Annotated in this window: 21 protein-coding genes, 1 pseudogene and 1 riboswitch; of the genes and pseudogenes, 6 read left to right on the forward strand and 16 right to left on the reverse strand. The window is 69.9% G+C overall.

Features of this window, described 5'->3' with window-relative positions; genetic code table 11:
- Positions 1 to 8: 8 nt before the first annotated feature.
- Positions 9 to 905: a LysR family transcriptional regulator gene (locus tag L6E10_RS08235; protein ID WP_236218369.1), complete on the forward strand. Its 897-nt coding sequence runs from the start codon at positions 9 to 11 to the stop codon at positions 903 to 905.
- Here L6E10_RS08235 and L6E10_RS08240 read toward each other — a convergent pair.
- From L6E10_RS08240 to L6E10_RS08260, 5 genes are all read right to left on the reverse strand, one after another.
- Positions 894 to 1,496 (reverse strand): NAD(P)-dependent oxidoreductase, encoded by a 603-nt coding sequence (locus L6E10_RS08240; RefSeq protein WP_236218371.1) that lies wholly within the window; start codon positions 1,494 to 1,496, stop codon positions 894 to 896. The genes L6E10_RS08235 and L6E10_RS08240 overlap by 12 nt on opposite strands.
- A 73-nt stretch (positions 1,497 to 1,569) precedes the next feature.
- Complete coding sequence (locus L6E10_RS08245) at positions 1,570 to 2,454, reverse strand: RluA family pseudouridine synthase (protein WP_236218429.1); 885 nt, start codon at positions 2,452 to 2,454, stop codon at positions 1,570 to 1,572.
- A gap of 41 nt (positions 2,455 to 2,495) precedes the next feature.
- On the reverse strand, positions 2,496 to 3,194 hold the full coding sequence (gene lspA / locus L6E10_RS08250; RefSeq protein WP_236218373.1) for a signal peptidase II: 699 nt from the start codon (positions 3,192 to 3,194) through the stop codon (positions 2,496 to 2,498).
- Between the two features lie 23 nt (positions 3,195 to 3,217).
- Positions 3,218 to 4,549 (reverse strand): aminotransferase class V-fold PLP-dependent enzyme, encoded by a 1,332-nt coding sequence (locus tag L6E10_RS08255; RefSeq protein WP_236218375.1) that lies wholly within the window; start codon positions 4,547 to 4,549, stop codon positions 3,218 to 3,220.
- Positions 4,550 to 4,586: 37 nt separating this feature from the next.
- Positions 4,587 to 4,701: riboswitch (SAM riboswitch) on the reverse strand.
- A 73-nt stretch (positions 4,702 to 4,774) separates the two neighbouring features.
- Positions 4,775 to 6,253, reverse strand: a complete 1,479-nt coding sequence (locus L6E10_RS08260) for a potassium/proton antiporter (protein ID WP_236218377.1) — start codon at positions 6,251 to 6,253, stop codon at positions 4,775 to 4,777.
- Positions 6,254 to 6,392: 139 nt separating this feature from the next.
- Between L6E10_RS08260 and L6E10_RS08265 the strand changes: the two genes are divergently transcribed.
- A complete protein-coding gene (locus L6E10_RS08265) occupies positions 6,393 to 7,325 on the forward strand; it encodes a M28 family metallopeptidase (protein WP_236218379.1) in 933 nt (310 codons plus the stop codon).
- Between the two features lie 14 nt (positions 7,326 to 7,339).
- Here L6E10_RS08265 and L6E10_RS08270 read toward each other — a convergent pair whose 3' ends face one another.
- Positions 7,340 to 7,876 carry a TetR/AcrR family transcriptional regulator gene (locus tag L6E10_RS08270; protein ID WP_236218381.1) on the reverse strand — a complete coding sequence of 179 codons (537 nt, stop codon included), beginning with the start codon at positions 7,874 to 7,876 and terminating at the stop codon, positions 7,340 to 7,342.
- Positions 7,877 to 7,935: 59 nt separating this feature from the next.
- On the opposite strand from L6E10_RS08270, the gene L6E10_RS08275 reads away from it, so the two are divergent.
- Positions 7,936 to 8,391 (forward strand): SRPBCC family protein, encoded by a 456-nt coding sequence (locus L6E10_RS08275; RefSeq protein ID WP_236218383.1) that lies wholly within the window; start codon positions 7,936 to 7,938, stop codon positions 8,389 to 8,391.
- On the opposite strand, the gene L6E10_RS08280 is transcribed toward L6E10_RS08275, so the two are convergent.
- The gene (locus tag L6E10_RS08280; RefSeq protein ID WP_236218385.1) at positions 8,373 to 9,344 is read right to left on the reverse strand and encodes a hypothetical protein; all 972 of its coding nucleotides are present in this window, start codon (positions 9,342 to 9,344) and stop codon (positions 8,373 to 8,375) included. The two genes, L6E10_RS08275 and L6E10_RS08280, sit on opposite strands and share 19 nt — an antisense overlap.
- A 50-nt stretch (positions 9,345 to 9,394) precedes the next feature.
- The gene (gene ileS, locus L6E10_RS08285; RefSeq protein ID WP_236218389.1) at positions 9,395 to 12,499 is read right to left on the reverse strand and encodes an isoleucine--tRNA ligase; all 3,105 of its coding nucleotides are present in this window, start codon (positions 12,497 to 12,499) and stop codon (positions 9,395 to 9,397) included.
- Positions 12,500 to 12,746: 247 nt separating this feature from the next.
- On the opposite strand from ileS, the gene L6E10_RS08290 reads away from it, so the two are divergent.
- The 3 genes and pseudogenes from L6E10_RS08290 (at position 12,747) to L6E10_RS08300 (ending at position 14,072) form a co-directional block, all read left to right on the forward strand.
- Positions 12,747 to 13,091 carry a DoxX family protein gene (locus L6E10_RS08290; RefSeq protein WP_236218391.1) on the forward strand — a complete coding sequence of 115 codons (345 nt, stop codon included), beginning with the start codon at positions 12,747 to 12,749 and terminating at the stop codon, positions 13,089 to 13,091.
- A 72-nt stretch (positions 13,092 to 13,163) separates the two neighbouring features.
- Positions 13,164 to 13,277: pseudogene (locus L6E10_RS41155) on the forward strand (BTAD domain-containing putative transcriptional regulator); the annotation flags it as partial.
- 336 nt (positions 13,278 to 13,613) lie between these two features.
- Positions 13,614 to 14,072, forward strand: a complete 459-nt coding sequence (locus L6E10_RS08300) for a hypothetical protein (RefSeq protein ID WP_236218393.1) — start codon at positions 13,614 to 13,616, stop codon at positions 14,070 to 14,072.
- Here L6E10_RS08300 and L6E10_RS08305 read toward each other — a convergent pair.
- The 8 genes from L6E10_RS08305 to pgeF form a co-directional block, all read right to left on the reverse strand.
- Positions 14,056 to 14,667: a TetR/AcrR family transcriptional regulator gene (locus tag L6E10_RS08305; RefSeq protein WP_236218394.1), complete on the reverse strand. Its 612-nt coding sequence runs from the start codon at positions 14,665 to 14,667 to the stop codon at positions 14,056 to 14,058. The genes L6E10_RS08300 and L6E10_RS08305 overlap by 17 nt on opposite strands.
- A 9-nt stretch (positions 14,668 to 14,676) precedes the next feature.
- Entirely contained in the window at positions 14,677 to 15,420 is a 744-nt protein-coding gene (locus L6E10_RS08310; RefSeq protein WP_236218396.1) for an alpha/beta fold hydrolase, read from the reverse strand.
- Between the two features lie 325 nt (positions 15,421 to 15,745).
- Positions 15,746 to 16,234, reverse strand: coding sequence for a hypothetical protein (locus L6E10_RS08315; RefSeq protein WP_236218398.1), 489 nt, complete (start codon positions 16,232 to 16,234; stop codon positions 15,746 to 15,748).
- Positions 16,235 to 16,249: 15 nt separating this feature from the next.
- A complete protein-coding gene (locus L6E10_RS08320; protein ID WP_089917266.1) occupies positions 16,250 to 17,065 on the reverse strand; it encodes a DivIVA domain-containing protein in 816 nt (271 codons plus the stop codon).
- 48 nt (positions 17,066 to 17,113) lie between these two features.
- On the reverse strand, positions 17,114 to 17,389 hold the full coding sequence (locus L6E10_RS08325; protein ID WP_089950699.1) for a YggT family protein: 276 nt from the start codon (positions 17,387 to 17,389) through the stop codon (positions 17,114 to 17,116).
- 18 nt (positions 17,390 to 17,407) lie between these two features.
- Positions 17,408 to 18,064: a cell division protein SepF gene (locus L6E10_RS08330; protein ID WP_236218400.1), complete on the reverse strand. Its 657-nt coding sequence runs from the start codon at positions 18,062 to 18,064 to the stop codon at positions 17,408 to 17,410.
- A gap of 68 nt (positions 18,065 to 18,132) precedes the next feature.
- A complete protein-coding gene (locus L6E10_RS08335) occupies positions 18,133 to 18,831 on the reverse strand; it encodes a YggS family pyridoxal phosphate-dependent enzyme (protein ID WP_236218402.1) in 699 nt (232 codons plus the stop codon).
- Positions 18,828 to 19,532: a peptidoglycan editing factor PgeF gene (gene pgeF, locus L6E10_RS08340; protein ID WP_236218404.1), complete on the reverse strand. Its 705-nt coding sequence runs from the start codon at positions 19,530 to 19,532 to the stop codon at positions 18,828 to 18,830. Before pgeF ends, L6E10_RS08335 begins: the two co-directional genes overlap by 4 nt.
- Positions 19,533 to 20,412 lie beyond the last annotated feature (880 nt).

Genomic DNA, 20,412 nt, shown 5'->3' on the forward strand with positions numbered 1-20,412 from the left:
TGTCCGTCATGCAAGCGGATCTGAACCTGCTGACCGTGCTGGACGCCCTGCTCGAAGAGGGCAGCGTGATGGGGGCTGCGCAGCGGCTGCACCTGTCGTCGCCGGCGGTCAGCCGCACGCTCGGCCGGATCAGGAAGGTGACGGGCGACGACATCCTGGTGCGGACGGGGCACACGATGACGCCGACGCCGTACGCGCTGGCGATCGCCGACGAGGTGCACCGGCTGGTGCGGCAGGCCAACGCCGTGCTGGCGCCGAGCCGTGAGCTGGACCTGGCCGAACTGGACCGCACGTTCACCGTCCAGTGCCACGACGCCCTGGCCTCGTCGGTGGTGCCGGCGCTGGTCGGCAGGATCGCGGAGCAGGCTCCCGGCGTGCGGCTGCGGGTGCTCGCCGAGCACTCCGCCGACACCGACGACCTGCGGCACGGCCGGGTCGACCTGGAGCTCGGCGGTGGTGCTCCCGACCTCCCCGAGTTCCGCTCGGAGACGCTCGGCACCGACCCTCTCGCGGTGGTCACGCGGTCCGGCCACCCGTGCACTGAACTGGACCTGCGCTCCTACGCCGAGCACCCGCACGTGCTGGTCTCCCGGCGCGGACGGCTCACCGCCCCGATCGACGACCTGCTGGCCGCGCAGGGCCTGCGGCGGCGGGTGATCGCGACCGTGGCCACCGTGCACTCCGCCCTGCAGATCGCGGCCGCGAGCGACGCGCTGGTCACCACCACGGCGATCCTCTGCGGCCCGCTGATCGAGGCGTTCGGGCTGGTCACCCACCCGTTGCCGGCCGAGTCGCCGGAGGCACCGGTCAACTGCAACTGGCACCAGCGCTACGACTCCGACCTCGCCCACGCCTGGCTGCGCGACCAGGTGCGGACGACCGTCCAGGACGTTCTAGGCCGCTAGCGGCAACGCGACCGAGCCGGCGAACCGCGGCTGCTCGGCCTCGTCGAGCATGGCCGCCGCCACGGTGGCGCGGCTGATCTTGGCGCCCAGGTCGAACGGAGGCGCGGCGTCGAGACCGACCGTGCGGCCGGGACCGGGCGGTTCGTCGCTCAGCACCCCGGCGTGGAAGACGGTGCCGCCGGCGGCGAGCACGGCGTTGTCGGCCGCGACCTTGTCGGGGATGCGGTCGCCGAAGAACGTCCACAGCACCTCGGCACCCGGACCCGCCGCGTCGGCGGACGGGCCCGTTCCGTAGGCGCCGAGCCAGACGATCCGGCGCGGTCCGGCGGCGATCACGGCCCGGGCGCCGTCGTGCAGCACGCCGGGCACGTCGGTGCCGAGCCCGGACACCACGACGGAGTCCGGGGAGACGACCGCGGCGATGCTCGCGGGGTCCGTCACGTCGCCCGCCACCTTGCGGAGGTTCGCGTGGCCGAGGCCGATCCGCCGCGGGTCGCGGGCGACGGCCGTGACGGTGTGACCGCGGCCGAGGGCCTGCCGGGTCAGCACCAGACCGGTCCGTCCGGAGGCTGCGAGAACGATGAGGTTCATGCCGAGAACGCTATTGAGCACACCGATTGACATCAAGTGCAACGTCGTCAACCGGTGATTTACCCAGACGCAATCAGCCCTCGTCGCGCAGCTTCTCCAGCGCCGCGGCCAGGTCGTCCGGGTAGTCGGAGGTGAACGCGACCCACTCGCCGGTGCCGGGGTGGTGGAACCCGAGCTGACGCGCGTGCAGCCACTGCCGCGACACCCCGAGGCGCTTGGCCAGCGTCGGGTCGGCGCCGTAGGTCAGGTCGCCGACGCACGGGTGGTGCAGCGCCGAGAAGTGCACGCGGATCTGGTGGGTGCGGCCGGTCTCCAGGTGCACCTCGACGAACGACGCCGCGCGGAACGCCTCGATCACCTCGTAGTGCGTGATGGAGGGCTTGCCGGAGTTCATCACGGCGAACTTGTAGTCGTGCTTCGGGTGGCGGTCGATCGGGGCGTCGATGGTGCCCTTGATCGGGTCCGGGTGGCCCTGCACGATCGCGTGGTAGACCTTGTCGACGGTCCGCTCCTTGAAGGCGTGCTTCAGCGCGGAGTAGGCCGACTCGGACTTCGCGACGACCATGACGCCGGTCGTGCCGACGTCGAGCCGGTGCACGACGCCCTGGCGCTCGGCGGCACCGGACGTGGCGACGCGGTGGCCCGCGGCGGCGAGCCCGCCCACCACGGTCGGCCCGGTCCAGCCCGGCGACGGGTGCACGGCGACACCGACGGGCTTGTCGACGACGATGATGTCGTCGTCCTCGTGGATGATCTTCAGCCCCTCGACGGGGATCGCCTGCACGGTGATCGGCTGCGGCGGCGCCGGCAGCGTGATCTCGAGCATCGCCCCGGCCGTCAGCCGGTCGGACTTGCCGACGACGCGGCCGTTGACCAGCACCTCGTCCGCGTCGGCGATGGCAGCGACGACCGTGCGCGAGAGGCCCAGGAGCTTCGCGAGGCCGGCGTCCACGCGCATGCCGTCCAGACCGTCGGGAATCGGCAGCGTTCGGTATCCGCTCAAGCGGGGTCCTCGACCTTCTTCTCCTTGTGAACCGTCCCGTCGTAGTCGTGCTGCAGGAGCGCCATCACGATGATCGCGGCGCCACCGCCGACGATCGCCATGTCGGCGACGTTGAACACCGGCCACACACGGCCGAACGGGTCGAAAAGCGACAGGAAGTCCACCACGTGGCCGCGCATCGGCCCCGGCTCGCGGAACAGGCGGTCGGCGAGGTTGCCGACGGCGCCGCCCAGCACCAGGCCCAGGCCGACGGCCCAGCCCTGCGAGCGGAGGTTGCGCGAGATCCAGAGGATGAACCCGACGACGCCCAGCGCGATCAGCGCCAGGATCCACGTCCAGCCCTCGGCGAGCCCGAAGGCGGCACCGGGGTTGCGGACGAACGTCAGGTAGAGCGCGCCCCCGAAGACCTTGATCGGGTCGGCACCCTCCAGGAACGCCACGGACAGGACCTTGGTGAGCACGTCCAGGGCCAGCACGCCGCCCGCCAGCACCGCGAGGAGCGTGGTCTTCGGCTCCGGCAGCGAGCCGGTGATCGAGAAGCCCTCCTCGTCGTCCTCCGCCTCCGCGGGGGACTCGGCCTCGGCGGGCTCCTCGGCCGCGATCACGGTCGCCTCGGGCTCGCTGACCTGCACCTCGGCAGGCGGTTCAGCGGCCTTCCCGGAGACCTTCTCCGCGGCCTTGGACTCGTCACTCACCAGGTCATTGTCCACTACCGGGACTACGCGAGGAACGGCGGCAGGGTTCGGCCGTCGTCCTCGGGCACCCAGCGGCCGTCGCACCGGGTGTAGGTCCACTTCGGACCTTCGGTGACGAGCGTGCGCAACGCCGCCACCAAACGGTCGACGTGCTCGGCCGTCGTGCCGAGGCCGATCGACGCGCGCACGGCACGCTGTTCATGCGATCCGGCCTTCTTCACCAGGCGGCTCACGATCACGTGCGCGCAGAACGCGCCGTCGCGGACACCGATGCCGTACTCGGCGGAGAGCGCCGCCGCGAGGAAACCCGCGTCGAAACCGTTGATCGTGAAGCTCACGACGCCGACCTTGTCGGCGTCGGTCAGGATCGACAGCTCGCGGAAGCCGGGAACCGTGCGCAGGCCGTCCCGCAGACGCGTCAGCAGCTCCTGCTCGTGCGCGACCGTCTGCTCCCAGTGCCGCGACAGGATCTCGCAGGCCGCCGCGAGGGCGTGCACGCCGACGACGTTCGGGCTGCCGGCCTCGTGCCGCTCGGGCACGGCGGACCACGCGACGCCCAGGCGGTCGCCGTGGTCGGTGACCTTCGAGGTCGCGCCGCCGCCGACGAGGTACGGCTGGGCCTGCTGCAACCAGTCGGCACGGCCGACCAGCACGCCGGCGCCGAACGGCGCGTAGATCTTGTGCCCGGAGAAGGCCACGTAGTCGACGCCCAGCTCACGGGCGTTGATCGGGCGGTGCGGGGCGAGCTGCGCGGCGTCGAGCGCGATGCGCGCGCCGTGGCGGCGGGCGACCTTCGCGAGCTCGGCCACCGGCCACAGCTCCCCCGTGACGTTGGACGCCCCGGTGACGATCACGAGCCGAGGGCCGACCGGGGCGGCGGCGAGAGCCCGGTCCAGCGCCACCACCGCGGCGCCGGACGAAGACGGAGCGGGAACGCGCTGGACGTTCGGCCCGCGCCACGGCAGCAGCGCCGCGTGGTGCTCGCTGTCGAACAGGACGACCGCGGTGTTGCGGGGAACGCTGCGCGCCAGCAGGTTCAGCGAGTCGGTGGTGTTGCGGGTGAAGACGACGGTGTCGGAGGGGTGCGCGCCGACGAACCTGCGGACGCGGTCGCGCGCCTGCTCGTAGACGCGGGTCGAGACCTGGGAGGCGAACCCGGCACCGCGGTGCACGCTGGCGTACCAGGGCAGCAGCTCGTCGACGGCGTCACGCACCTCCTGCAGGCAGGGCGCCGACGCCGCGTGGTCGAGGTTGGCGTAGGTGACGCGCTCTCCGGTCACCAGGGGAACCCGCAGGTCGGCACCGACGACGGCCGGGACGGAAGTGGTGGTTCCAGGGGTGATCGCGAGCGTCATCGAGCTGCCTCCGAGGCCAGGGGCCCCGTGTCGCGAAGGCCCGCGCTTGACCGGCGCCCCACGCGCCGGACCAGGTCCTCACCAAGGGCACCCCACCGCGGTTGGAGGGTTGCCGGCCAGCAAGCTTGGGCTTGACGCTGGCTCTCATGACCTGCCGACGACGTTAGCGGAGGGTGACGCGCTCGTCGACACCCGATTCACATGCTGGGAAGCCTCGCAGACCGATCATTCGCCGGTCTCGCCCTTCCAGCGCGCGTAGCGACCGGCCCTGTCGACGGCTCGGACACGCCGTTCAGCGGCTTCGCGCGCCTCCTCCGTCGTCACGATGAGCAACTGGTCCTCGGTCTGCAGCCGGGTCGTCGGTTGTGGCGTGAAACTCTTCCCGCCGCGCACCACGAGGCTCACCGTGGCGCCGCCGGGGAGCCTCAGCTCGGACATGTAGACGCCGTGCAGCTTCGACCCGCGCTGGATGTGCACCTGCAGCAGTTCGGCACCGAGCTCGTCGAGCGGCGAGGAGTCGACCTGGACCTCCAACGCCTCCCCCGTCTTCACCAGCCCCAGGCGGCGCGCGAGGAACGGCAGCGTCGTGCCCTGCACGATCGTCAGGACGATGACCAGCAGGAACACCACGTCGACCAGCTGTCGCGCGCCCTCGACCCCCTGGATCAGCGGGATCAGCGCGAACACGATCGGCACCGCGCCGCGCAGGCCGGACCACGAGAGGAACGCCTGCTCGCGCCACGGCACCTTGAACGGCAGGGAGGCCAGCACCACCGACAACGGCCGGGCGACGAACGTCAGCACCACGCCCGCGACCAGCGCGGGGAACAGCACGTCGAGCAGCCGCGACGGCGAGGCGTAGAGGCCGAGCAGGACGAAGAGCCCGATCTGGGCCAGCCAGCCGAGACCTTCGGCGAACGAGAGCGTGTCGGCGCGGTGCGGCAGGCGGGCGTTGCCGAGCACCAGCGCGGCGACGTAGGTGGCGAGGAACCCGGAGGCGTGCGCGAGGTCGCCGGCCGTGTAGGCCATCACGCACACGGCCACGGTGGCGAGCGGGTAGAGACCGGTCGAGGGCAGCGCCGCGCGTCTCAGCCCCGCGGCGCCCAGGACGCCCAGCAGGATGCCGATGAGCGCTCCCGCGCCCAGTTCGTAGACCACCAGCAGCGGCGCGGTCCACGAGATCCGGTCCGAGGACGCCAGCAGCACGACGGCGATGTAGACCGGTGCGTCGTTGAGACCGGACTCCAGTTCGAGCGCGCCCGTGAGCCGCGCCCCGACACCCAGCGACCGCAGGACGCTGAACACGGCCGCGGCGTCGGTGGACGACAGCACCGCTCCCCAGAGCAACGCGATCCGCCAGTCGAGGCCGAGCAGGAAGTGCAGTGCCGTACCGGTGACGGCGACGCTCACCACAACGGCCACTGTGGACAGTGCGACGCCCAGCCACAGCGAGGGTTTCACCGCGCTCCAGCGGGTGGTGATGCCGCCCTCGGTCAGGATCAGCACCAGTGCGGCGATGCCGAGGGACTGTGTGAGGCCGGCGTCGTCGAACCTGATGCCGAAGACGGACTCGCCGAGGAGCACGCCGATGCCGAGGTACAGCAACAGCGAGGGCAGGCCGAGGCGGGTCGACACCCGCACCGCGATCACGGAGATCAGCAGTACGACGGCACCGACACCCAGCACGACCGTGACGTCACCCACCCGGACCATTCTGGTTGATCACCATCGATTCCGACGAATCAGACGAGTCAACAACTCCAGCCGTTCGCCCCTAGCGGGCCCATGCACGACGGAGCATGTTGATCAGTGGCTCAATCCCAACCCTGCACGGAGTTGAACCATGAGGATCCTGATCGCACTGGCGGCCGCCTTGACGGTGGCCGGAGCAACCACGGCGCAAGCCGCCGCACCGTCGGCACTGGCGGCGCCCGACATCAACGTGGCGAACGTGCAAGCCCACCTCAACCAGTTCCAGTCCATCGCCAACGCCAACGGCGGCAACCGCGCACACGGACGACCGGGGTACCTGGCCTCGATCAACTGGGTGAAGGGCAAGCTCGACGCGGCGGGCTTCACCACTCGCGTCCAGTCGTTCACCTACAACGGCGCCACCGGCTACAACCTGATCGCGGACTACCCCGGCGGCGACACCGGCAACACGGTCATGCTCGGCGGCCACCTCGACAGCGTCACGTCGGGCCCCGGCATCAACGACAACGGCACGGGGTCCGCGTCCCTGCTCGAGGTCGCCCTGCAGATGAGGGCGACGGGCTTCCAGCCGACCAAGCACGTGCGGTTCGGCTGGTGGGGCGCCGAGGAACTCGGCCTGCGCGGGTCGACGTTCTACGTGAACTCGCTGAACACCACCGACCGGTCGAAGATCAAGGCGTACCTGAACTTCGACATGACCGGCTCGCCCAACCCCGGCTACTTCGTCTACAGCGCCTCCGGCCAGCCCTCCGGCTCGCTCGCGCTGCAGCAGCGGCTCCAGGCGGGCTTCACCGCGCTCAACGTCCAGACCGAGCTGACCAGCGTCGGCGGCCGCTCCGACCACGCGGCGTTCGCCCGCGCGGGCATCCCGGTCGGCGGCACCTTCACCGGCGCCGAGGGCATCAAGACCGCGGCCCAGGCGCAGAAGTGGGGCGGCACGGCCGGCCAGGCCTACGACCGCTGCTACCACCGCTCCTGCGACACCACGGCGAACGTCAGCACCACGGCGCTCGACCGGAACGCGGACGTGATCGCCTCCGCGCTGTGGGCGACCGCTGCCTGATCACCCCTGCCTGATCACCGGGCGGTGAGCACCTGCACGGCCTCGTCGAGCACCGGTTCGACGAGGCCGGGCAGGCTCGCCCACATCTGCGCCTGCCCCAGGTAGAGGCTGAACGCGATGAGCGCCCGCTTCTTCGCCTGCTCGGCGCCGAACCCGAGTTGTTCGAACAGCTCGGTCAGGTAACCGATCCGCTTCACGGTGACGCGCTGGAGGACGGGCGCGATCACCTCGTTGCCGGCGCTCGCCTGCAACGCCATCTCCACCGATCCCTTGCGGGTCTGGTCGAGCACCACGGTGAACAGCGTCCTGAGCTTCTCGTGCGGCGTCTTCCCGGACTCGACGAGCTCGATGACCTTCTCGGTGTGCTCCCGCTCCCACCGCTCGACCGTCGCCTTCAGCAACGCCTCGCGGTTCGGGAAGTGGTGGTAGACGCTGCCCTTCGTGGCTCCGGCCCGCGCCGCCAAGGGCTCGATCGCGACGGCTTGGAGCCCGCCTTGGGCCAGCGCTCTCAGCGCTATCTCAGTCCAGTCATCACGATTCCGCCGCACCACGCTTCCATACGCTACCGTACGGCCCAGCAACATACGGAAGCGTATGGAAGGGCCCTCTCATGATCAAAAACGTCCACACCCGCGACCTCGGCGTGCCCGCGGGCCCGTTCGTCGACCGCATCCAGGAGCTCTGGCCACCGGCGTGGGGCAAGCTGGAGTTCGACCGGCCGCTCGGGGTCGGCGCCGACGGCGGCCACGGCCCGATCCGCTACCGCTGCACCGAGTTCGTGCCCGGTGAGTCGATCACCTTCGAGTTCGTCGACATGTCGGGCAGTCACACGCTCTCGGCGTCCGGCACGGTTCTGCGACACGAGCTGATCGGCCGGTTCGCCCTCGTGGACCGGCTGCGCTGGGTGCTGGCGATCAGATGGCTGCACGACGCGTGCCTGGAGGACCTGTTCGACGCCTGCGAACGAGCAGCGGGCCGGGAACCGGAGGCCCCGGCCCGCTGGTCGTGGTACGTGCGCCAGGTGCGGCGCCTGTTCACCCCGAAGCGTCAGCCACAACGCGCGTGACGCGGCTGGAGCTCGTTGTCCTTCCGCGCGTTGCCGTAGACGTCACCGCTGTCGGCCAGCACGAGTCCGTGCACGCCGGGCGGGGTGTCGAGCTGACCCGGCTCCCGCCACACCGCGTTGTGCTCGCCCTCCACGGAGACCTGGCCGAGAACGTGCCCGGAGGCGTTCGCGTCCACCGGGCGGGAGAACTCCGGGAAGGTGCGCACGATCTCGCCGTCCAGCCCCCACTCGACGACGGTGCCGGGCCGCTGCCCGTCGTGGGGCGCCGACCTGCCGAAGATCCGGCCGTTGCGGATGAACTCCACCTCCGCCCGGTGGTCCGCCGCCAGCGGCTCCAGCGCCGTCCGGTTCCCGTCGCGGTCCCAGACGTGGCTGGACCACTTCTCCGGCGGTCCGTACTCCACCGCGACCACGTTGCCGTCGTCGTCGATGCCCTTCACAACGCGATCGGGCCCGTTGCGGGTGTTCGGCAGCTCCCTGGGTGTCGTGGATCCCGCCGGCCACACCAGGAGCGGGCCGCGCAAGCCCGACATGCCGGCGACGTCGCCCCCGTTGTTGATGTGCTCGCCCCACGACCAGGAGGTGCCGGGAGCCGGTTCCAAGCGCTCCCGGACACCGTTCCCGATCCGGTAGCCGGCGTCACCGACGTTGCTCACCAGGACACCGGAGTCGTTGACATCACCGACCGTTCCGAGCTGCGGGATGAACTCACCGGTCGGCATTCCGTTGCGCCAGACGAACGTCCCCTTTTCGTACGAGGCGTTCTCACCGTGTCCGAGCACCCATTCGCCGCTGTCCGACGCGGCGTACACGCCGTAGAACACGACCCCTGCCGGTACCGGCAGGGGTGTCGTGACCCACTCACACGCAGCGGCGGCGTGTGCGGCAGGCGAACCCACCACACACGCCGCCAGGAACGCCGTGCTCAACACCAGTCCTCTGACCTTCACCATCGCCCCCTCTCAGGCGATGGCGACGTTAGGGACGAGTGCTCACGTATCGATCACGCCTTCGCGACAGCGACCTTCACCTTGGCACCGTCCCCGACCGTGCCCTCGGACGTGCCCTCACCGAACACCACCGAGGTCGTCAGCGTCTCCGACTGCACGAACGGCAGGTGCGGCTCCACGGCGGCCTTCACCGCGTCCGGCAGGTCCAGCGTCAGCGTGATCCGGTCGGACACGTCGAGCTGGGCGTCCTTGCGGGCCTGCTGCACCACGCGCACGAGGTCACGTGCGACGCCCTCGGCCTCGAGTTCCGGCGTCACCGCCGTGTCGAGCACGACGACACCGGCGCCGCCCGGCAGAGCGGCCGTGGCGGCGGGATCCGTCGCCACCAGGCGCTGTTCGTACTCGCCCTCGAACAGCTCGACGCCCGCGGCCACCACGCGACCGTCCACTTCGGACCAGTCACCGGCCTTGACGGCCTTGATGACCTTCTGCACGTTCGGCCCGAGGCGCGGGCCGGCGGCACGCGCGTTCACGACGAGCTGGAACTGGCCGTAGGCGTCGACGTCCGTGGACAGCGACACCTCCTTGACGTTGACCTCGTCGCGCACGATCTCGGCGAAGTCCTCCAGCGACGCCGCCACCGGGGAGGCGACCGTCAGGCGCGCCAGCGGCAGCCGCACGCGCAGCTTGTTCGCCTTGCGCAGCGACAACGCCGTCGAGCAGACGTCGCGCACCTCGTCCATCGCCGCCACGAGGGCGTCGTCCGCCGGCACGTCCGACACCGACGGGAAGTCCGTCAGGTGCACCGAACGGCCACCGGTCAGCCCGCGCCACACGACCTCGGTCGTGTACGGCAGCAACGGCGCCGCCACGCGCGTGACGACCTCCAGCACGGTGTGCAGGGTGTCGATCGCGTCCTGCTCGCCGTCCCAGAACCGCTGCCGCGACCGGCGCACGTACCAGTTCGTCAGCACCTCCAGGTACTCGCGCACCAGCTGGCACGCGCCGGAGATGTCGTAGCCGTCCATCGCCGCCTGCACGTCGCGGACCAGGTCGTGCGTCTTCGCCAGCGCGTACCGGTCGAGCACGTTCTTCGAGTCGACGCGCCACGTGCCCTCCTTCCCGGCGGCGTTGGAGTACAGCGCCAGGAAGTACCAGGAGTTCCACAGCGGCAGCACCGCCTGGCGCACCGCGTCGCGGATGCCGCGCTCGGTCACGACCAGGTCGCCGCCGCGCAGGATCGGCGACGCCATGAGGAACCAGCGCATGGCGTCCGAGCCGTCGCGGTCGAAGACCTCGTTGACGTCCGGGTAGTTCTTGAGCGACTTCGACATCTTCTGGCCGTCGTCACCGAGGACGATGCCGTGCGCCACGCAGTCGCGGAACGCCGGCCGGTCGAACAACGCCGTCGCGAGCACGTGCAGCGTGTAGAACCAGCCGCGCGTCTGCCCGTTGTACTCGACGATGAAGTTCCCGGGATAGTGCTCCTCGAACCACTTCGCGTTCTCGAACGGGTAGTGCACCTGCGCGAACGACATCGAGCCCGACTCGAACCAGCAGTCGAGCACGTCCGGGATCCGGCGCATGACCGACTTGCCGGACGGGTCGTCCGGGTTCGGCCGCGTCAGCTCGTCGATGTAGGGCCGGTGCAGGTTGTCCGGGCGCACGCCGAAGTCGCGCTCCAGCTCGTCCAGCGACCCGTACACGTCCGTGCGCGGGAACTCGGGGTTGTCCGAGGTCCACACGGGCAGCGGCGAGCCCCAGTACCGGTTGCGCGAGATGTTCCAGTCGCGCGCGTTCTCGAGCCACTTGCCGAACTGGCCGTCCCTGATGTGGCCGGGCACCCAGTTGATCTGCTGGTTCAGCTCGACCATCCGGTCCTTGAACTGCGTGACCGCGACGAACCACGCCGACAGCGCGCGCTGGATCAGCGGGTTGTTGCACCGCCAGCAGTGCGGGTACGGGTGGTCGTAGGTCTCGTGCCGCAGCAGCAGGCCCGCTTCCTTGAGGTCGCGGATGATCAGCTTGTTCGCCTCGAAGACGTGCACCCCCTGGTACGGCGCCACTTCCGCGGTGAACTTGCCGTCCGGCCCGACCGGCACGACGACCTCGATGCCCGCCGCGTCCGTCACGACCTTGTCGTCCTCACCGAACGCCGGTGCGATGTGGACGATGCCCGTGCCGTCGTCGGTGGTCACGTAGTCGGCCGCGAGGACCTGGTGCGCGTTCTCGCGACCCACGAAGAAGTCGAACGGCGGCAGGTACTTCTTGCCGACCAGGTCCGAGCCCTTGTGGCGCGCGACGACCTCGGGCTCCTCGCCCAGCTCACGCGCGTACGCCGCGACGCGGGCCTCGGCGAGCAGGTACCTGTCGCCGTCGGAGCCCACCACGGTCACGTAGTCGACGTCCGGGTGCACGGCGGCGGCGAGGTTGCTCGGCAGCGTCCACGGCGTGGTCGTCCAGACCAGTGCCTTCTCACCGGACTCCAGGCGCAGCGCGACCGTGACGGCGGGGTCCTGCCGGTCGCGGTAGGCGTCGTCCATCTTGGTCTCGGTGTTGGACAGCGGCGTCTGGCAACGCCAGCAGTACCAGAGCACCCGGAAGCCCTCGTAGATCAAGCCCTTGTCCCACAAGGCCTTGAACGCCCACATGACGCTTTCCATGTAGTCGAGGTCGAGCGTCTTGTAGTCGTTGTCGAAGTCGACCCAGCGGGCCTGGCGCGTCACGTACTCACGCCACTGGTCCGTGTACTGCAGCACGGACGTGCGGCACGCCTCGTTGAACTTCTCGATGCCGAGCTCGTCGATCTCGTGCTTCTGCGTGATGCCGAGCTGCTTCTCCGCCTCGTACTCGGCCGGCATGCCGTGCGTGTCCCAGCCGAACCGGCGCTCGACGTGCTTGCCGCGCATCGTCTGGTAGCGCGGCACGACGTCCTTGACGTAGCCGGTCAGCAGGTGGCCGTAGTGCGGCAGCCCGTTCGCGAACGGCGGGCCGTCGTAGAAGACGAACTCGTTCTCGCCGTGCTCACCCGCCGGGTTGCGGTCGATGCTCGCCTGGAAGGTCTCGTCGTCCTTCCAGTACCCGAGCACGTCCTGCTCGAGGTTCGGAAAGGACGGCTGCGCCGGGACCTCGTTCGCTCCGGCCCTGGGGTAGGCCATCTCCACTGCTCCTCGCGGTCAGATGCGACACGCGAGGACGACACGCCGATGTGGCTCGGCCTGCCGCGGTACCACCCCGCTTGCTCGTCCTCGTGCTGACGAGCCTCTCGTTCTTCGGCTGTGACGGGCCGGTCCCGTCCGGTTCTACTGGGGCTCGCGCCTGTTCTTCCGGAGGCTCCCCGGTGATGGCCGGATCGGTGCCTGTGAGTTACAGGGTAACCGGAGGCGCAAACCGTATGCTCGCCCGATGACGTTGACCGTCGCGTTGTCGATCGCGCTGGCCCTGCTGTTCGTGGCGACGGGCGCGGGCAAGCTGTTCGGCGCGAAGGCGTCACTCGAGGCCCGCGACCACTTCCGGATGAACCCGGCGCTGTGGCGCACGATCGGCGCGCTGGAGTGGGCGGGCGCCGCGGGCCTGGTGGTCGGCCTGGTCACGTGGGAGTGGGTGGCGCACGCGGCCGCCGTCGGGCTCGGGCTGCTGATGGTCGGCGCCACGATCACGCGCCTGCGGTTCGACTCGAAACCGACCGGCGTGGTCGTGGACCTCGCGCTGCTGGCGTTGCTGAGCACGCTGCTGTTCCTGGACCGGTGACATACCCCTGCCACGTCGACGCACGCCTGGCCGCGGGCGTGCACCGGTCGCGCGGTAGGACGCCCGCTCGACGAACGGCCAGCGGATCAGCTGATGCACGCGTTGGCCGGCGCCGACCGGCGGTCCGACGCGCTGGCCCACCCTTCGCGGCCGCGGCACCGGCTCGCCGACGAGCTGGGCCTCGACCCCGGCCCTGCGGGACCTCGCGGTGTCCCTGCGCAGTCCTCCCCCGCCTCCGACGGCATCCCACCGGAACCGCACGCGCAGACAGCGCCCTACCGCACGTTGCCGGCGGATGCTGATCGTGCTCGACGACGCGGCGGACACCGCTTAGGTCGTGCCACTGCTGCCGGGAACACCGCGGGGCCGGGTCGTCGTGACGAGCGGGGAACGCCTGCCGGGCATCGTCACCGCCCACCCGGTCGTCCTCGGCTGAGTAGAACCACTCATGGCGTGCCGATCACCGGCTCCACCAGACTTCCGACGAGGTGATCGGGGGATCACCACCGCCAGGGGGAGCTCATGATTCGCACTGCGCTGGCCGTATCCGCGTTGCTGCTTGCCACCGCCACACCGGCCACGGCGGCGCCCACCGGCTACATCATCTGGGACTCCGACGCGGGTGCGCACCCGACTCAGGGCCGTTCCGGCAACTGGACGCCGCCCGAGTTGTTCTCCGTGCGCAACGAGGAGGAGAACCGGATCCGCGTCCAGGGCGAGGACAGCACCGGCTGGGAGTACCTGGTCATCGAGCTCGGCCGTCACGACGGCCTGCGCATCACCGAGGGCAGCTACGTCGACCAGCGCGCTCTGGTCGTCAACCGGGGGCTCGGCTGGTGGGACGAGGCGGCCGAGTTCACCGTCGACCACATCGCCTACGACGCCGACGGCCGCATCAGCGAGCTCGAAGCGGCCGTCGAGCACCACTACCGGGACCAGCCGGACACCGAGTTCCGCGCGAAGGTCAGCTACCGGCGCTGACGTCCGCCGGGACGCTCCGCAGCCCGTTGACCAGCAGCCCCACGAGGTGCCGCACGTCGTAGCGGATGCCCTCGCCCGTCGGCGCGCCCGCGCAGATGCTGCCGACACCGCGCATCAGCTCGTAGGGGTCCTGGCCAGGAGCGATCTCACCCGTGGCCGCGGCTGCCGCCAGCAGCCGCGTGCACACCGGTACGAGGTGTTCGAGGAAGTAGTCGTGCAGCGGGTCGTAGCACGACTCGCTGGACTGCAGCACGGACGCGAGCCCCTGCTTGGTGACGACGAAGTCGACGAACTGGTCGAGCCACTTCGCCAGTGCCCGGTGCGGGCTCGGTTCTGCGGCGAGCAGGGCGGGCCCGGCCGCGGAGAGCGCCTGCACCTGCGAGCGGTAGACGGCGACGATCAGGTCGGCACGCGTCGGGTAGTGGCGGTAGATGGTCGCCGTTCCCACCCCGGCGCGGGCGGCGATCTCGCGGATCGGCGCGTCGACGCCGGAGGTGACGAACACCGCGGCCGCGGCTTCGAGCACGCTCCCGGCGTTGCGCCGTGCGTCGGCGCGCCGCGGCGGTTGCCCCGCGGCACCGGGAACGTCGCTCATGCCCGCATCCTATCGACCGGCTCCCACCGCGGAGGACAGCCGGGAGGCCGCCAGGTCGCCGATGTCGAGCAGCATCGCAGCCAGCTCGCCGGGCACCGTGATCATGCAGTCGTGTCCCGCCGCCAGCTCACGCACGTCGGCGGGTTCCCCGTTCGGCTGCACGGCGGGCACGGGACGAAGCTCGATGTCCACCGGTTTCACCGTGCAGTGGATGTGCGTGCGCGGAATCGCGTCCAGAGCCGGGTTGTCCATGGCGACCGCCTCCTCCAGGCACAGCCTGGACTGGTCGGAGACCATCGTGTTGAGCCAGGCGATGTCGGCGGGGTCGGTGATGCCGAACAACCCGAACGGCGCGGGCGGCGGTGGCATCCGCCAGTCGTCGCCGATCATGCCGCGGACGGTGGGCATCGCGTCGAGCGCGCTCTCCCCGTCGACCGGCACCATGGCGTCGAGGTAGACCAGCCGCGCGATCCGTTCGGGCACCTCGTTGGCCACCGCGGAGATCACCATGCCCGCATAGCTGTGCCCGACCAGCACGACGTCGCGGAGGTCCTCCTCCACCAGCAGCCGCACGACGTCGGCTGTGTGCGTACCGAGTCCCGTGTCCGGGCTCAGCAGGTGCCGGGTCTCGCCGTAACCGGTGAGCGTCGGGGTGAACACCCGCCTGCCGCTCGCCCCCAGCAGCGGCACGACCCGCGCCCAGCTCTGTCCGCTGTGCCACGCACCGTGCACCAGTACGTAAGTCACCGGCATGTTCTCTCCCCAAATAAGCGGGACGTTGTCCCACTTACAATATGGGACGTTGTCCCGCTTAGTCCAGCGGGAGGGGCGCGAAGATCAGCTGACGTCCGAAGCGATGGAAACTCCGCGTGTCCCAAGCCCGGAACGGGGTGAGCAGGAACACCCCCCTTTGAGACTCGGGATGTCCGTCGCCTCGGAGGCGGTGGCGCCGGGCTGAACAGGACGAAAGTGGCGGCGGCCACGGCACCCAGCACGGATTTCAGTGGCATGGGGAGTTCACAGCCCGCCGAGGCACCACTCGTCCTCGAAAACGACGCGGGAAGGCCGAACAGCCCCCTCAGGAGGCGGAACGGCTCCGGCGGACCAGGACCGCGTCAGGGGTACAGAGTGCGCACGGCGTGAATTGGAGCTGTCGTGCCTCCTGCACCGGGAGGCCCACAGTAGGCCTCCCGGCGAGCCAGGAACACGAGCTCAGGTGGTACCGGGGCCGTTCGTCCAGCACCCGGACCTCGTCCACCAGATCGGCCACGACGAGCAGGTCTGCCGCGTCCGTGTCCTCTTCCGGTGGTTCCTCGTCAGCGGACGGCGTGTCGGCTGTCGCCGGCTCCGCCACCCGTTGATCATCTTCTGCAGCGAGTTGATCTACACTCTGCGCGTCGGCTGCGGGGTCCCCCGGACGCCGCCGCCACCAGTCCCAAGCGAGGACCAGGGCGGCGAGCACGCTCGCTCCCACGGACGACCACGCCCAGATGTTGTCGGACGTGGTCAGCGCAGGTACGAGCAGCCCGAGGGCAGCCAACACCAGAAGCAGAACTACGAAGAGCACCTAGCGAACAGTAGTTCAGCCCGCTTCGGCGCGTGCGCCGAACGAGTAGCCCTGGGAACGACCCTCGGACGGAGCGGCCGGGCCGCGGTCCTGGAGGTCGCGCAGGGACGACTCGAGCATGGTCTTCAATCGCGTGCGGTACTCACGCTCGAACGTCTGCAGCTTGTCGATCTGCTTCTCGAGCGTGTTCTTCTCCTGGGTGATGTTGCCCATCACCTCGGCGTGCTTGCGCTGCGCGTCGCGGTCCAGCGCGGTGGCCTTCTCACGGGCCTGCCGCTCCAGCGTCTCCGAACGCGTGCGCGCGTCGTTCAGCATGGTCTCGGCACGCGTGCGTGCCTCGTTGACCATCGTGTCGGCCTTGGCGCGAGCCTCGGACAACAGCTGCTCGGACTTCGTGCGGGCCTCGGACAGCATGCCGTCCGCTTCGGCCTTCGCCTCGCCCGTCAGCCGGTCCGCCATCTCCTGGGCGAGACCCAGGACCTTCGCGGCCTGCACGTGGTGGTCTCCGCCACCACCGGGGGACGTCTGCTCCATCACCGTGGGCGGCGGGACCGGCGCCAGGCGGCGCGGCTCCTCCACGGGCATGCGGCTCGTCATGGGGCCGGAGGAAGCCTTGGCGCGTGCGTCGTCGAGGTCTGCACGCGCGGTCTCGAGCTGCTGGTCGAGCTGCTCGACCTGCTGACGGAGGTCGTTGTTCTCCTCGATCAAGCGGGCCAGCTCGCCCTCAACCAGGTCGAGGAACGCATCAACCTCGTCCTCGTTGTAGCCCCGCTTGCCAATCGGTGGCTTGCTGAATGCAACATTGTGCACGTCAGCGGGGGTCAACGGCATCGGATCACCTCTCGCACTCCTGGGCTGCGGTCATCCCACGGTTCCCCGTCACCTGGGATCTGCGAATCGCATCAGAATGATAACGACCAGCCACAGCACAATAATCGATAGGTCCAGCCCGACGCCTCCGATCCGCACAGTCGGGATCACCCGACGGAGTGCACGAACCGGTGGGTCGGTGACCGTGTAGACGGTCTCCAGCGTCACGGCTACGCCGCCCGCTGGGCGCCACTCCCTCGCGAACGTCCGCACCATCTCGACCACGACACGCGCGGTCAGGAACAGCGAGAACGCGAAGAGGACGTAGAAGATGACGAGACGGATCGGGTCCACGGGTCAACTCTAACCGTGGTTGCCGAACCCGCCCTCGGCCAGCTTCCTCCGGTCCTCCGCCGTGACGTCAACGTTCGGCGGTGAGAGAAGGAACACCCTGCTGGTGATCTTGTCCATCGACCCGCGCAGAGCGAACGCGAGTCCGGCTGAGAAGTCGACGAGGCGCTTCGCGTCTGCGTCGTCCATGTCGGTCAGGTTCAAGATCACCGGGGTGCCGTCGCGGTAGTGCTCCCCGATCGTGCGCGCCTCGCTGTAGTTACGGGGGTGAAGCGTGGTGATGCGCGCCATCGGGTTGCCTGCCGGTTCGGCGGCGACAGGACGCAGCCTGCTCACGGGTTCACGCTGCGGCTCGACCGCGAGTGCGCCGTGCACGGGTGCGTCGGCGCTCCAGCGCCGCGTGCTCGGGGGGGTGCCCCCGCGCCGCGACTCCGGCTCGTAGTCGTCCGGCTCGTCGATGTCGGGCCGGTACCCGGAGCCCTGGAGCTCCGACCGGCCCGGCGTGAACACGCGACTGCGCCGCGGGTAGGGGTCGTAGTCGTCGGCCTCGGCCGCGTACTCGGGCCGGTAGTCGCCGTAGCGGCCCCGGTCGTCGTCGTAGCCGGGGTCGTCTGCGTACTCGGCGGGGACCATCCCGAAGTAGGCCTTCAGCTTGTGCAAAGCGCTCATTCCAGCCCCTCCTCGGCGGTGCCCCACTCTTAGGGGACGGTGCGGACGGTCCCGAGGTTCCCGACAACCTATGGCGAGGTTAGTCGCCGGCTGCCGAGCAACGCCGTTCCGACACGCACACAAGTAGATCCGTGCGAGATGGCATCTTCCAGGTCACCACTCATTCCCGCTGACACACCGGTGGCAGTGGGATGATCATCACGTAGCCCAGATACCACCGAAGCCAACGCTTGAAACGCCTGCGAAGCATCCATCGTCAAAGGCGCGACAGTCATCGCACCCCGCAGAATAAGATCACCCGAACGAGCGATCACGCCAGCGAGTTCCGCCACATCGCCCAGCGCCACTCCCCCGCGCGACGTATCGCCGTCGATGCTGACCTGCAGCAACACGTCCAACGTCCGCCCACGGGCCCGCGCCGCCTTGGCCAGCGCCTCGGCCAGCCGGACGCTGTCGACCGAGTCGACCTGATCGGCCCACCCGACGACGGACTTCGCTTTGTTGCGCTGCAATCGCCCGACCATGTGCCACCTCGCGCCTTCGAGATGTCTCAATTGGGCGACCTTGGCACTCGCTTCCTGATCCCGGTTCTCCGCGAAGTTCCGCAGCCCGAGTTCGTAAAGGATCTCGACATCGCTCGCCGGCCAGGTTTTCGTCACCGCGAGCAACATCACTTCACTTCGCTCGCGCCGCGCCGCCTCACACGCTTTGGCGATCCGTTCCTCGACCTCCGCGAGGTTCTGCCGCAACTCCTCGGCGCGGTTCACGACTCAATCCAAATCACGGACGCAAGCCGCCCCGTGGGCGCCTGCCGCCGATGGCTGAAGAGGTCCTTCTCCTCGAACGTGCACCGCGGGTCGACCCCGATCTTCCCGACCCCGGCACTGGCGAGCTGGTTCCACAACCCGGCCTTCAGGTCCAGCGCAGGCGTGCCCTTCCGCGACTTCGACGCACTACCGGGCAGGTGCTTCTCGACGTCCTTCTGCATCTCGGCGGGCACCTCGTAGCACTCACCGCACACAGCGGGCCCGAGCAGAACCTCGATGCGCTCCAACTCGGCCCCGAGCGCCATCATCGCCTTGAGCGCCTCGACCACCACCCCGACCCGAGCCCCGACACGCCCGGCGTGCACCGCCCCGACAACCCCGGCCTCCTGGTCCCCGAGCAACACGGGCACGCAGTCGGCCGTCAACACGACCAACCCGAGACCGGCCCGTTTCGTCACAACAGCATCAGTGGCCTCAAGCGCCTCGGCCACAGGCCCGTCCACCGTGGCGACGGTCCGCCCGTGCACCTGCTCCATCCAGACCAGCCGCTCGGGCGTCAACCCGATCCCCGCGGCAAGACGAGCCCGGTTGGCCTCGACCGCCTCCCCGTCGTCCCCGACGTGATCGCCGAGGTTGAACGACTCGTACGGCCCTTTGGAAACCCCACCGGCGCGGGTGGTGACAACACGACGAATGCGCACGCTTACACCCTAGTTCGCACGCCCGTCGCCGGACCGCGAGGCCGATGGCGAGGGGATGGGGAGCGGGAAGGACGGTAGGGGCAGGGGCGAGATCACGGCGTGGGCGAGGCGAGGGCGAAGGCGGGGTGTCGGCGAAGGCACGGGCGAGGCGGGGTGACGACGAAACGTCGGCGGGGCGAGAGCGGATGCGCAGCGTCGACGAAGGCACGGGCGAGACGGGTGAAGGCGCGATGAAGGCGGGGCGGGGCGTCGGCGAAGGCGCAGGCGCGGCGAAGTGACGGCCGGGGCGAGGGGATATCGGGCGGGGCGTCGGCGGGGCGAGCCACTCGGTCCCGCGAAGCCGAAGGCAAGCCCAAGCGATGGCGAAGCCGAGCAGTCCACCCTGCGATGCCGAAGGCGAGGCCCCGCCCCAGCGACGCCGAAGGCGAGCAGTAGCGACGCCGAAGGCGAGCCGCTTTTGCCTTGGCTTTTCGCACACGAGCTGGGTGGGGCGGTTTCGTCACGAGTCGTGCCTCAGCTCTGGCCGCGCCCGAGGAGGGGTGTCAAACCGCCACGCTCTTCGGCGGTTTGACACCCCTCCTCGGGTGTGGCTCGCTCCGGCCCGGCTCGTGACGAAACCGCCCCACCGACGCCCCCTCAAAGCAACCGGCAGCCGCCCAACGCACCAGGCGTGCCATCAACCCGCGAACGGCGCCGGCCCGGTTTTTGATCAGATTGGCGGGGTCCGGGGCAGAGCCCCGTGCAGTGCTCGCAACCGCAACGCCACCGCACGCACCCCAACCACCTACGAACAACAAACGCGCCAGCCGCCAACGAACCAGGGAGACAACCAACGCAACAGCCGCGCCCACAGGCACCAACCACAGGCACCAGCCACAGA

Source organism: Lentzea sp. CC55, from assembly GCF_021056325.1.
GTDB classification, from domain to species: domain Bacteria; phylum Actinomycetota; class Actinomycetes; order Mycobacteriales; family Pseudonocardiaceae; genus Lentzea; species Lentzea jiangxiensis.